The sequence below is a fragment of the Streptomyces sp. F001 genome (assembly GCF_004187715.1).
GTDB classification, from domain to species: domain Bacteria; phylum Actinomycetota; class Actinomycetes; order Streptomycetales; family Streptomycetaceae; genus Streptomyces; species Streptomyces flavusporus.
Genome location: NZ_QZWF01000010.1, coordinates 184,871 through 197,975 on the forward strand (window position 1 = coordinate 184,871; position 13,105 = coordinate 197,975).

General features: G+C 67.5%; 10 protein-coding genes. 9 read left to right on the forward strand and 1 reads right to left on the reverse strand.

The features are described from left to right. Window positions 1-64: 64 nt before the first annotated feature. From typA to StrepF001_RS29855, 6 genes are all read left to right on the forward strand, one after another. Window positions 65-1,972, forward strand: a complete 1,908-nt coding sequence (typA, locus tag StrepF001_RS29830) for a translational GTPase TypA (protein WP_129801308.1) — start codon at window positions 65-67, stop codon at window positions 1,970-1,972. 371 nt (window positions 1,973-2,343) lie between these two features. Beyond that, window positions 2,344-3,390 carry an ABC transporter permease gene (locus StrepF001_RS29835; RefSeq protein ID WP_129801309.1) on the forward strand — a complete coding sequence of 349 codons (1,047 nt, stop codon included), beginning with the start codon at window positions 2,344-2,346 and terminating at the stop codon, window positions 3,388-3,390. A gap of 101 nt (window positions 3,391-3,491) precedes the next feature. Beyond that, on the forward strand, window positions 3,492-5,285 hold the full coding sequence (locus tag StrepF001_RS29840; protein ID WP_165396411.1) for an ABC transporter substrate-binding protein: 1,794 nt from the start codon (window positions 3,492-3,494) through the stop codon (window positions 5,283-5,285). 99 nt (window positions 5,286-5,384) lie between these two features. Then, window positions 5,385-6,362 (forward strand): ABC transporter permease, encoded by a 978-nt coding sequence (locus StrepF001_RS29845; RefSeq protein WP_129801310.1) that lies wholly within the window; start codon window positions 5,385-5,387, stop codon window positions 6,360-6,362. Window positions 6,363-6,377: 15 nt separating this feature from the next. Next, window positions 6,378-7,439 carry an ABC transporter ATP-binding protein gene (locus tag StrepF001_RS29850; RefSeq protein ID WP_129801311.1) on the forward strand — a complete coding sequence of 354 codons (1,062 nt, stop codon included), beginning with the start codon at window positions 6,378-6,380 and terminating at the stop codon, window positions 7,437-7,439. Window positions 7,440-7,453: 14 nt separating this feature from the next. Then, on the forward strand, window positions 7,454-8,569 hold the full coding sequence (locus tag StrepF001_RS29855) for a dipeptide ABC transporter ATP-binding protein (RefSeq protein ID WP_129801312.1): 1,116 nt from the start codon (window positions 7,454-7,456) through the stop codon (window positions 8,567-8,569). 16 nt (window positions 8,570-8,585) lie between these two features. Here StrepF001_RS29855 and StrepF001_RS29860 read toward each other — a convergent pair whose 3' ends face one another. Next, a complete protein-coding gene (locus StrepF001_RS29860; protein WP_129801313.1) occupies window positions 8,586-9,323 on the reverse strand; it encodes a class I SAM-dependent methyltransferase in 738 nt (245 codons plus the stop codon). A gap of 246 nt (window positions 9,324-9,569) precedes the next feature. On the opposite strand from StrepF001_RS29860, the gene StrepF001_RS29865 reads away from it, so the two are divergent. Genes StrepF001_RS29865 through StrepF001_RS29875 form a run of 3 tightly spaced genes read left to right on the forward strand, consistent with a single transcriptional unit; the run spans window position 9,570 to window position 13,101 of the window. Next, the gene (locus tag StrepF001_RS29865) at window positions 9,570-11,198 is read left to right on the forward strand and encodes an ABC transporter substrate-binding protein (protein WP_129801314.1); all 1,629 of its coding nucleotides are present in this window, start codon (window positions 9,570-9,572) and stop codon (window positions 11,196-11,198) included. Between the two features lie 9 nt (window positions 11,199-11,207). Beyond that, complete coding sequence (locus StrepF001_RS29870) at window positions 11,208-12,131, forward strand: ABC transporter permease (RefSeq protein WP_129801315.1); 924 nt, start codon at window positions 11,208-11,210, stop codon at window positions 12,129-12,131. Further along, window positions 12,124-13,101: an ABC transporter permease gene (locus tag StrepF001_RS29875; RefSeq protein ID WP_129801316.1), complete on the forward strand. Its 978-nt coding sequence runs from the start codon at window positions 12,124-12,126 to the stop codon at window positions 13,099-13,101. The genes StrepF001_RS29870 and StrepF001_RS29875 overlap by 8 nt, the downstream gene beginning before the upstream one ends. Window positions 13,102-13,105 lie beyond the last annotated feature (4 nt).

Sequence of the window (13,105 nt, forward strand, 5' to 3'; positions counted from 1 at the left end):
CAGGGCCCGCGTAACACAGATGTACGCGCAGGCCGTCCTCACCACTCCGGGAGTACGCCACACCATGGCCACGCGCCACGACATCCGCAACGTCGCCATCGTCGCCCACGTCGACCACGGCAAGACCACCATCGTCGACGCGATGCTCAAGCAGGCCGGTGCCTTCGCCGCGCACCAGCTCGACTCCGTCGACGACCGCATGATGGACTCGAACGACCTGGAGCGTGAGAAGGGCATCACGATCCTGGCCAAGAACACGGCGGTGAAGTACCACCCGAAGGACGGCGGGGACCCGATCACCATCAACATCATCGACACCCCCGGCCACGCCGACTTCGGCGGCGAGGTCGAGCGTGGTCTGTCGATGGTCGACGGCGTCGTCCTGCTGGTGGACGCCTCCGAGGGCCCGCTGCCGCAGACCCGCTTCGTCCTGCGCAAGGCCCTCCAGCAGCGGCTGCCCGTCATCCTCTGCATCAACAAGACGGACCGCCCGGACTCGCGGATCGACGAGGTCGTCAACGAGACCTACGACCTCTTCCTCGACCTGGACGCCGACGAGGACCAGATCGAGTTCCCGATCGTCTACGCCTGCGGCCGCGACGGCATCGCCTCCCTGACCAAGCCGCAGGACGGCACGGTCCCGGCCGACAGCGACAGCCTGGAGCCGTTCTTCTCCACGATCCTGGAGCACATCCCGGCCCCGACCTACGACGAGGGCGCCCCGCTCCAGGCCCACGTCACCAACCTCGACGCCGACAACTTCCTCGGCCGTATCGCGCTGCTGCGCGTCCAGCAGGGCGAGCTGCGCAAGGGCCAGACGGTGGCCTGGATGAAGCGCGACGGCAGTGTGCACAACGTCCGCATCTCCGAGCTGCTGATGACCGAGGCGCTCACCCGCGGCCCCGCCGAGATGGCCGGCCCCGGTGACATCTGCGCCGTCGCCGGTATCCCGGACATCATGATCGGCGAGACCCTGGCCGACACCGAGAACCCGGTCGCGCTGCCGCTGATCACGGTCGACGAGCCCGCGATCTCGATGGTCATCGGCACCAACACCTCCCCGCTGGTCGGCCGCGGCGCCACCGGCAAGGGCGCCGACAACAAGGCGGCCGTGAAGGACCGCAAGGTGACGGCCCGGCAGGTCAAGGACCGCCTGGACCGCGAGCTGATCGGCAACGTCTCGCTCCGCGTCCTCGACACCGAGCGGCCGGACGCCTGGGAGGTGCAGGGCCGCGGCGAGCTGGCGCTGGCCATCCTCGTCGAGACCATGCGCCGTGAGGGCTACGAGCTGACCGTCGGCAAGCCCCAGGTCGTCACCAAGGACGTCGACGGCAAGACGTACGAGCCGGTCGAGCGGATGACGATCGACGTGCCCGAGGAGCACATGGGTGCCGTCACGCAGCTCATGGGTGTCCGCAAGGGCCGGATGGACAACATGTCCAACCACGGCTCGGGCTGGGTCCGTATGGAGTTCGTGGTCCCGTCCCGTGGCCTGATCGGTTTCCGGACGGAGTTCCTCACCCAGACCCGCGGTACGGGCATCGCCCACTCGATCCACGAGGGCTTCGAGCCGTGGTTCGGCGCCCTGCAGACCCGTAACAACGGCTCGCTGGTCGCCGACCGCTCCGGTGCCGTCACCGCCTTCGCGATGACGAACCTTCAGGAGCGCGGCGTGCTCTTCGTGGAGCCGGGCACCGAGGTGTACGAGGGCATGATCGTCGGCGAGAACTCTCGCTCCGACGACATGGACGTCAACATCACCAAGGAGAAGAAGCTCACCAACATGCGCTCTTCCACGGCCGATGTGACCGAGTCGATCGTCCCGCCGCGCAAGCTGTCGCTGGAGCAGTCGCTGGAGTTCTGCCGCGACGACGAGTGCGTCGAGGTGACCCCGGAGGCCGTTCGCATCCGCAAGGTGAACCTGGACGCCCGCGAGCGGGCCCGCGCCGCGAGCCGCGCCAAGCACGGCTGACACGCCCTCACCGGCACGTCAGGAAGGCCCGGCCCTTCCCCTCTCGGGGAGGGCCGGGTCGTCGCGTTCAGACGGCTTTCAGATGCCTTTGGGGGGCTGTTCGCATATCGGTGCCTCGGCGATCAAGTTTCGGACATGTAAACAAAAATCCCTCCTGGTATGTCCGATTCGCCGATTTACCGTCCCACCTGTCAAGCGCGCGCAGGTGTCAATCTTTGCAATTTTTGCTCAAAAAATGGGCGGTAGGGAGATCCCTGTGTCTTCCGCCCTTGACGCGCGTTGATGCACTTGGCGAAAGTTCCCCCAAACCACAGAACCTGCCGGTATCTGTGCTGCGCTCAACTCTCCAACCCCCCGGGGGAAGAACACACATGACCAGTCCAACCAAGGCCGAGGACTCGGGGTCCGCGGTCGCCTTGGACCCAGAGCTCGCGGCGACCTCGGAAGTCGCCAAGGGTGCCAAGAAGCTTGAGGGTCGTTCCCCCGGGCAGTTGATGTGGCAGCGCTTCAAGCGTGACCGTACAGGGATGTTCTGTGCCGGCGTAGTGATTTTCTACTTCGTCGTCGCGCTGTGCGCCCCGCTGCTCACCGCGATCAGCGGCACCAACCCGTACACCCTGTACGGCCAGGACCCCACGTACGCGGACCAGCCCGTGCTGGACGACTTCGGGCTGCCGCTGGGCTACTTCGGCGGAGTCTCGGCGGACCACTGGTTCGGTGTGGAGCCGCAGTACGGCCGTGATCTGTTCGCCATGCTGGTGTACGGCATGCGCACCTCGCTGCTCATGGCGCTGGGCGTGACCACGCTGCTGATGCTGACCGGCATCATCATCGGCATGGTCGGCGGCTACTTCGGCGGCCGGACCGACTACTGGCTCGGCCGGGTCACCGACTTCTTCCTCTCGTTCCCGCAGCAGCTGTTCTTCATCGCCTTCATGCCCGTCGTGACCGCGTTCTTCGTGGACCCGCGGGAGGAGACCCCCACGTACTTCCGCGCGTTGGCGATCCTGATCGTGCTGTGGCTGCTGGGCTGGATGGGCATGGCGCGTATCGTCCGCTCCACCGTGCTGTCGCTGCGTGAGCGGGAGTTCGTCGAGGCCGCCAAGGTCGCCGGCGCCTCCCCGGGGCGGATCGTCCGCAAGGAGATCCTGCCGAACATCGTCTCGCCGATCCTGATCCAGTTCACGTACCAGCTGCCCAGCACCATCCTCACCATCGCGTTCCTCTCCTTCGCCGGTGTCGGTTTCGTCGAGCCGACCCCGGACTGGGGACGACTGTTCGCCGCCGGCGCCAAGTACGCCGAGCAGGACCCGGCGTTCATGTTCTTCCCCGGGGTGGCGCTGGTGATCTTCATCCTGTGCTTCAACCTCCTCGGAGACTCCGTACGGGATGCCTTCGACCCCAAGTCCGGGCGGTAATCGTCCATTGGTGGGGGGTGACTGCCGCCCCCGCGACGGCCTACCAGCCGCGTCAGGCAGTACTCATGGATAACAACCGACAGGTAGGTGCATTCACCGCTATGAAGTCGTTCACCTCGCGCAGAGCGCGCGCCATAGTGGTCGCGATCGCGGCCGGCTCCCTCGCGCTCACGGGCTGCTCGGAGAACAAGGGCACGAACTCCAACAAGGACTCCAAGGAGGACCAGAAGGAGGCGGCCACCCAGTCGAAGGCCGTCACCTACGCCGACGCCGCGGCCTCGACCGGCCCGGCCGAGGAGGTCCCCGGCGCCAAGAGCGGCGGCACCATCCAGGTCTACCAGGAGCAGGGCCTGTCCCACCTGGACCCGAGCCAGATCTACGTCTCGGACGCCGGCCAGGTCGCCAACCTGCTCTTCCGCGGACTGACGAACTTCCAGGAGGACGGCAAGGGCGGCGTCTCGGTCGTCGGCGACCTCGCCACCGACTCCGGCAAGTCCTCCGACGGCGGCAAGACCTGGACGTTCACGCTCAAGGACGGCATCAAGGACCAGAACGGCAAGGAGATCACCTCCGCCGACGTCCGCCACACCGTCGAGCGCCAGTACGCGGAGTTCATCTTCGACGGCCCGACGTACCTGCAGACCTGGCTGAGCGGCGCGGACTACCGCAAGGCGCTGCCGGACGGCGGCTACGGCAAGAAGCACCTGCCGGACTCGGTCCTGGAGACCCCGGACGACAAGACCGTCATCTTCCACTTCGACACCGCGCGTCCGGACCTGCCGCAGACGCTGGCCATGCCGGGCTACTCCGTCGTGCCGGAGGAGTCCGACACGAAGGAGAAGTACGACAAGGCCCCGGTCGCCACCGGCCCGTACAAGATCGCCGAGTACAAGATCGGCAAGTCCCTCAAGCTCGTCAAGAACGACCAGTGGGACCCGAAGACCGACGTCGTGCGCCACCAGTACCTGGACGGCTGGAACTTCGACTTCGGTGTCACCGAGTCGACCCAGACCAAGCGCCTGATCGCCGACCAGGGCGACGCCAAGAACGCCATCCAGCTCACCGGCAGCGTCGAGTCCACCCAGATCCAGGACGTCGTCGGGGACGCGGTCGTCAACAAGCGCACGATCAAGGGCTACCAGCCCTACGTCCAGGTGCTGAACTTCAACCTGGACAAGGTCAAGAACAAGAAGGTCCGCGACGCCATCACCTACGCGGTGAACTCCAAGTCGCTGATCGCCGGTGAGGGCGGCGCCTACGGCGGCGACGTGGCCCCGAACCTGTTCGCCCCGACCCTGCCGGGCTACGAGGCCGACTACGACCCGTACGGCCGTCTGAAGACGCCGCAGGGCAACATCGCGAAGGCCGAGGAGCTCCTGAAGGACGTCCCGGCCGCCGAGAAGAAGCTGGTCTTCGCCTACGCCAACAGCGAGGCGGGCCAGAAGCGCAAGGTCGCCATCGAGGACGCGCTGACCAAGGTCGGCTTCGACGTCGTCTCCAAGGAGGTCGACGCCGCCAGCTACTACGAGCAGATCGGCAAGCTCGACAACCCGTACGACATCTACATCTCCGGCTGGGGCCAGGACTGGCCGTCCCCGGCCACGGTCGTCACGCCGGTCTACGACGGTGACCAGATCGCCGAGGGTTCGCCGAACTACTCGCACATCGACGACCCGAAGGTCCAGGAGCTGATCAAGAAGGCCCTGACCCAGGAGCCGACCGAGGCGGCGAAGACCTGGATCGAGGCGCACCACTACATCCTGGAGGAGGTCAACCCGGCCGCTCCGCTGTGGTACACCAAGCAGCTCCAGCTCTACGGCTCGAACATCGGCGGTGCTCGCTACAGCACCGAGTCCAGCTACATCGACGTCACCCGACTGTTCCTGAAGTCGTAACTCTCTACGGCTGATCGCGGGGGTGCGCACCAGGCGGAGCGCACCCCCGCGGTTCCGCGCAAACCTCCCACCGTCTCCGCAGAGAGCAGCCTTCCCGCCATGCTTCAGTTCATCATCCGGCGCACTGTCGGTGCTGTCGTCACCCTGTTTCTCATCGGCGCCGCAACCTTCTTCCTCTTCGTCGCGGCGCCATCCGACTACGCCTCTCTGGCCTGTGGCAGGGACTGCTCGCCCGCGAGACTGGAGGACATCCGTGAGGCGCTCGGCCTCAACCTGCCAGTGGCCCAGCAGTTCTGGGACTTCATGTCGGGAATCGTCGTCGGCCGTGACTTCCCCGACGGCCACTGTGCCGCCCCGTGCCTCGGCCAGTCGTTCTACTCGGGCGACATGGTCTGGGACACGATCATGGACCGCTTCCCGCTGACCATCTCGCTGACCGTCGGCGCCATGGTTGTCTTCCTCACCGTCGGCATCGGCGCGGGCATGCTCGCCGCCTACCGGCGCGGCTCCGCGATCGACAAGGTCGCCACCGGCGCGTCCATGGTGCTCAGCTCGTTCCAGATCTACTTCCTCGGCCCCATCGTGCTGCTGATCTTCGTGTACAGCACCGGCTGGGTGGAGGACCCCAAGTACGTGCCGTTCACGGACGATCCGTTCGGCTGGCTCGCCGGGCTGTGGATCCCGATGGTCGTGATGGCCACCATCTTCACCGCGCAGTACACGCGTATGGCGCGCGCCTCGCTCGTCGAGCAGCTCGCCGAGGAGCACGTGCGCACCGCCCGGGCCAAGGGCATGCCGAAGCGGTACGTCTTCTTCCGCTACGCCTGGCGCGGTTCGCTCATCCCGATCGTCACCGTCCTCGGCATCGACCTCAGCTCGCTGCTCGGCGGCGGTGTGGTCACCGAACTGACCTTCTCCCTCCAGGGCATCGGCCGCCTCGCGGTGGACGGCGCGGTCAACAAGGACCTCCCGCTGACGATGGGCGTCATGCTGGTCGGAGCCTTCGTCATCCTGCTCCTGAACATCCTCGTCGACATCGTGTACGCCTGGATCGACCCGCGCGTCCGGCTCTCCTAGGAAGAACGAACCACCGTGACCACACTGACCAAGACCGAGGACGCCCCGGCCCCGACCGGGCCCGAGAGCTTCCTCTCGGTCCGTGACCTGCGGGTGCAGTTCTCCACCGAGGACGGCATCGTCAAGGCGGTCGACGGACTGTCCTTCGATGTCGAGCGCGGCAAGACCCTGGGCATCGTCGGCGAGTCCGGCTCCGGCAAGTCCGTCACCAACCTGACGATCCTGGGTCTGCACAACCCGCGGACCACCACCATCGACGGCGAGATCGTCCTCGACGGCAAGGAACTCGTCACCGCCACCGAGAAGGAGCTGGAGCAGCTCCGTGGCAACAAGATGGCGATGATCTTCCAGGACCCGCTGACCGCCCTCTCCCCGTACTACACGGTGGGCCGCCAGCTGTCCGAGCCGTACCGGAAGCACACCGGTGCCTCCAAGAAGGAGGCCAAGGACCGGGCGATCCAGATGCTGGAGAAGGTCGGCATCCCGCAGCCCAAGGTGCGCTTCGACGACTACCCGCACCAGTTCTCCGGCGGTATGCGCCAGCGCGCGATGATCGCCATGGCGCTGATGTGCGACCCCGACCTGCTGATCGCCGACGAGCCGACCACCGCGCTCGACGTGACCGTGCAGGCGCAGATCCTGGACCTGCTCAAGGACCTCCAGCAGGAGTTCGGCTCCGCGATCATCTTCATCACCCACGACCTCGGCGTCATCTCCAACATGGCCGACGACCTGCTGGTGATGTACGCCGGCCGGGCCGTGGAGCGCGGCAGCGTCAAGGAGGTGCTGCGCACCCCGAAGCATCCGTACACCTGGGGCCTGCTCAGCTCCATGCCGCGCCTGGACGGCGACATCCACACCGAGCTGACGCCGATCCCGGGCGCCCCGCCCTCCCTGCTCAACCCGCCGTCCGGCTGCCCCTTCCACCCGCGCTGCGCCTTCAAGGACAAGGTGTCGGGCACGCTCTGCACGGACGTACGGCCGCCGCTGGGCGAGGGCCGTGACTCCGCGTGCCACCTCACGGCCGAGCAGAAGCAGACCATCTTCATCGACGAGATCCAGCCCCGGCTGCGCTAGGGAGAACCGAGATCATGAGCGAGAACCTCACCCTCCCCGCACAGCAGGGCTCCACCGATCCGACCCCGACGGAAACCCTCCTCGAGGTCAAGGGGCTCACGAAACACTTCCCGATCTACGGCGGCTTCCCGATCAAACGGAAGGTCGGCGCGGTCCAGGCCGTGGACGGCGTCGACCTGACCGTCGGCGTCGGCGAGAGCCTCGGCCTGGTCGGCGAGTCCGGCTGCGGCAAGTCGACCACCGGCCGGCTCATCACGCGCCTGCTGGCGCCGACGGCCGGACAGATCACCTACGCCGGGCAGGACATCACGCACGCCTCCCGCAGGCAGCTCGCGCCGGTGCGGTCCGAGATCCAGATGATCTTCCAGGACCCGTACTCCTCGCTGAACCCACGGCAAACCGTCGGCACGATCATCAAGTCGCCGATGGAGGTCAACGGGATCAACCCCGAGGGCGGCCGGGAGAAGCGGGTCCGGGAGCTGCTGGAGCTGGTCGGCCTCAACCCCGAGCACTACAACCGCTTCCCGCACGAGTTCTCCGGCGGCCAGCGTCAGCGCATCGGCGTGGCGCGGGCGCTCGCGCTGAACCCGAAGCTGATCGTCGCCGACGAGCCGGTCTCCGCGCTGGACGTGTCGATCCAGGCGCAGGTGGTGAACCTGCTGCAGAAGGTGCAGCAGGAGCTGGGCATCGCCTTCGTGTTCATCGCCCACGACCTGGCCATCGTCCGCCACTTCTCGCAGCGTGTGGCCGTCATGTACCTCGGCAAGGTGGTCGAGGTCGGCGACCGGGACTCGATCTACAACCGGCCGCGGCACCCGTACACGCACGCCCTGCTGTCCGCGGTCCCCGAGGTCGAGATCAGCGACGAGAGCGAGAGCCGTGAGCGGATCCGCCTCGCCGGCGACGTGCCCTCGCCGATCCACCCGCCGTCCGGCTGCCGCTTCCGCACCCGCTGCTGGAAGGCGCAGGACAAGTGCGCCACCGAGGAACCGCCCCTGGTCCAGCTCTCCGGCAACCGGGCCGGCCACCTGACGGCCTGCCACTTCCCGGAGGACCCGACCACGGAGGCCCGCGACGAGGACGTCGTCCTCGACCCGGCGCTGAAGGCGCTGGAGGAGGACCAGGACTGACGCTCCTGGCTTGACGCTAGGCCCGCCGTACGACGTTGATGATCTCGGGGCTGGCGGGGGTGAACGGCCCCCGCCCCCAGTCCCCGAACCGCTGCCGTACGGCGAGCCCGGCCTCGTCCAGGAACCGGTCCAGGGCCTCCACGCCGAGGAACCTCAGCGTGTTACGGCTGACCTGGGGCTCGTCCCAGCGCGGACCGTCGAAGGTCCCGGTGAACGACACCCGGTCCCCGTGGACCGGCGTCTCGGCCTCGTGCCACAGGCGCACCACGTCCCCGTCCGGGCCGCGGGCCTCGTGGATCCGGTCCGGGGTCCAGGACTCCCAGGCGCGGGCGGCCGGATTGCGCGTCTCGAACACGAACGCGCCGTGCGGGGCGAGGCTCCGGCGGACCGCGGCGAGCGAACGCCGCAGCTCCTCGTCGCCGAGCAGCTCCTGAAAGGCGTGCCCGGTCATCACGACCAGGTCGAACTCCTCGTGCCACCAGGTGCAGGGCAGGTCCCCGAGCACCCACTCGACGTCCCGGGTGGCGCGTCGGGCCCGTACGAGCATGGCGGCGGCCGGATCGAGGCCGGTGAGCCGCCCTTGGTGCCCCGCCTCCCGCGCCTGCCGCAGCAGCCGCCCGGTTCCGCAGCCGACGTCGAGCACGGCGCCGGCGGACATCACCAGATCGAGGTAGAAGTCGTCACCCGCTCCCCACGGGTTGAGGGCCTCATACAGTTCGACGAGAGCGGCGTCACGGTAGGAACGATCACCCATCCGGGCAGTGTGCCTGCTGTACGGCGGATCAGTACACGAATCCGGGATTTACGCGGGAAGAACGAACACATCGCAACGGCTCGCAGCCCCATCACCCTCAGCCGCCCCGTATTTCACCCGCACCCCCTCCCTCACTAGCCCAAAAAGCCGCACGCCTATGCATGGCGCACCGTTTGGCCGGATATTGGCCGTTATGGGGCCGGCGTCCCGGCGACGGCGGTAGGGCACTGCATGAGGAGGGACTCCATGCGTAGAGCCACGCACGCCACATGGGCCGTGTATGCGGTCGCGGCAGCCCTCGTGGCGACCGCCTGCGGCGGGGGCGGCGGCAGTGCCGGTGACAGCGGTGCGGTGCTGAGCTCCTCCTGGGGCGACCCGCAGAACCCGCTGGAGCCGGCCAACACCAACGAGGTGCAGGGCGGCAAGGTCCTCGACATGATCTTCCGGGGCCTGAAGAAGTACAACCCCGAGACCGGCGACGCCGAGGACATGCTCGCCGAGAGCATCAAGACGACCGACTCACGGAACTTCACCGTCACCATCAAGGACGGCTGGACCTTCAGCAACGGCGAACCGGTCACCGCCCGGTCCTTCGTCGACGCCTGGAACTACGGCGCGAGCCTGGAGAACAACCAGCGCAACGCCTACTTCTTCAGCTACATCGAGGGCTACGACCAGGTCCACCCCGAGGACGGCGGTGACCAGAGCGCCGACACCCTGTCCGGCCTGAAGGTCACCGGCGACCGCACCTTCACCGTCCGGCTCAGCCAGAAGTTCTCCACCTTCCCCGACACCCTCGGCTACCCCGCCTTCGCGCCGCTGCCCCGGGCGTTCTTCGACGACCACGACGCCTGGCTCAGCAGGCCCGTCGGCAACGGCCCGTACAGCGTCGACTCGTACGTCAAGGGCTCCCAGATGTCCCTGCGCGCCTGGGACGCCTACCCCGGCCCCGACAAGGCCCAGAACGGCGGCGTCGACCTCAAGGTCTACACCGACAACAACACCGCCTACACCGACCTGATGGCCGGCAACCTCGACCTCGTCGACGACGTCCCCGCCTCCCAGCTCAAGAACGTCCGCAGCGACCTCGGCGACCGTTACCTCAACACCCCCGCCGGCATCCTCCAGACCCTCGCCTTCCCCTACTACGACAGGAACTGGAACCGGCCCGGCATGGACAAGGTCCGCAAGGGCCTGTCCCGGGCGATCGACCGCAAGCAGATCACCGAGACCATCTTCCACAAGACCCGCACCCCTGCCACCGACTGGACCTCCCCGGTCCTCGGCGAGGACGGCGGATACAAGCCCGGGCTGTGCGGGCAGTGGTGCGAGTACGACGCCGCCGAGGCGAAGAAGCTGGTCCGCGAGGGCGGCGGACTGCCCGGAGGCCAGGTCAGGATCACGTACAACGCGGACACCGGCTCCCACAAGCAGTGGGTCGACGCGGTCTGCAACTCCATCAACAACGCCCTGGACAACGACCACGCCTGCGTCGGCAACCCGATCGGCACCTTCGCCGACTTCCGCGGCCAGATCACCGACCGCAAGATGGCCGGCCCGTTCCGCGCCGGCTGGCAGATGGACTACCCGCTGATCCAGAACTTCCTCCAGCCGCTCTACTACACCAACGCCTCCTCCAACGACGGCAAGTGGTCCAACGAGAAGTTCGACGACCTCATCGACCGGGCCAACGCCGAGTCCGACACGGCCAAGGCGATCAGGACCTTCCAGCAGGCCCAGGAGGTCGTCCGGGACAACATGGCGGCCATCCCGCTCTGGTACCAGAACGGCAGCGCCGGCTACTCGGAGCGCCTGTCGGACGTGAAACTCAACCCGTTCAGCGTCCCCGTCTACGACCAGATCAAGGTCAGCTGAGGGGGCGCCATGGGACGGTATGTCGTCCGGCGCCTGCTGCAGATGATCCCGGTCTTCGTCGGGGCCACCCTGCTGATCTTCCTGATGGTCAACGTGATGGGCGACCCCATCGCCGGGCTGTGCGGTGAGCGGGAGTGCGACCCGGCGACGGCCGCCCGGCTCAGGAAGGAGTTCGGCCTCGACAAGCCGGTCTGGCAGCAATACCTGACCTACATGGGCAACGTCTTCACCGGCGACTTCGGCACCGCCTTCAACGGCCAGCCGGTCATCGAGCTGATGGCGTCCGCCTTCCCGGTCACCATCCGGCTGACGATCGTGGCGATCCTCTTCGAGATCGTCATCGGCATCACGCTGGGCGTCGTCACGGGGCTGCGCCGGGGCCACCCCGTCGACACCACGGTCCTGTTGATCACCCTCGTCGTCATCTCCGTGCCCACCTTCGTCACCGGCCTGCTGCTCCAGCTTCTGCTCGGCGTCCAGTGGGGCTGGATCAAACCGTCGGTGTCCCCCGAGGCCCGGTTCGACGAGCTGATCGTGCCCGGTCTCGTGCTCGCCTCCGTCTCCCTCGCCTACGTCACCCGCCTGACCCGCACCTCCATCGCGGAGAACCGGCGCTCCGACTACGTCCGTACGGCTGTCGCCAAGGGCCTGCCCCGACGCCGGGTGATCACCCGGCATCTGCTGCGCAACTCCCTGATCCCCGTGGTCACCTTCATCGGCACCGACGTCGGCGCGCTGATGGGCGGCGCGATCGTCACCGAGCGGATCTTCAACATCCACGGCGTCGGCTACCAGCTCTACCAGGGGATTCTCCGGCAGAACACCCAGACCGTCGTCGGCTTCGTGACCGTCCTCGTCCTCGTCTTCCTGCTCGCCAACCTCCTCGTCGACCTTCTGTACGCCGTACTCGACCCGAGGATCCGCTATGCCTGAAACCAAGGAACCCGACGGCGCGATCGCCGGCACCGGCATGGGAGGAGCGATGGACCTGGCCGCGAGCGAGGCGGAGACCCTGGAGAACCGTCCCAGCCGCCCCGACGGTGCGGGCACGTCCGGCAAACCCCGCTCCCTCTGGTCCGACGCCTGGCACGACCTGCGCCGCAACCCGGTCTTCATCATCTCGGGCCTGGTGATCTGCTTCCTGGTCGTCATCTCCCTGTGGCCGTCCCTGATCGCCTCCGGCAACCCCCTCAAGTGCGACCTCGCCAAGGCCCAGGAGGGCTCCCAGCCCGGCCATCCCTTCGGCTACGACGGCCAGGGCTGCGACGTCTACACGCGCACCGTCTACGGCGCCCGTACGTCCGTCGTGGTCGGCGTCTGCGCCACGCTCGGCGTCGCGATCCTGGGGAGCGTCCTCGGCGGACTTGCCGGGTTCTTCGGCGGGATGGGGGACTCGGTCCTGTCGCGGATCACCGACATCTTCTTCGCGATCCCCGTCGTGCTCGGCGGCCTCGTCCTGCTGTCGGTCGTGACCAGCAACTCCATCTGGCCGGTCATCGGGTTCATGGTGCTGCTCGGCTGGCCGCAGATCTCCCGGATCGCCCGCGGCTCCGTCATCACCGTCAAACAGAACGACTACGTCCAGGCCGCCCGCGCCCTCGGCTCCTCCAACTCCCGGCTGCTGCTGCGGCACATCGCACCCAACGCCGTGGCACCGGTGATCGTCGTGGCGACCATCGCGCTCGGCACGTACATCGCGCTGGAGGCGACCCTGTCGTACCTCGGTGTCGGCCTGAAGCCGCCCAGCGTGTCCTGGGGGATCGACATCTCGGCCGCCTCCCCGTACATCCGCAACGCCCCGCACGCGCTGCTGTGGCCCTCCGGAGCGCTGGCGATCACCGTGCTCGCGTTCATCATGCTCGGCGACGCGGTGCGCGACGCCCTCGACCCGAAGCTGAGGTGAGGTG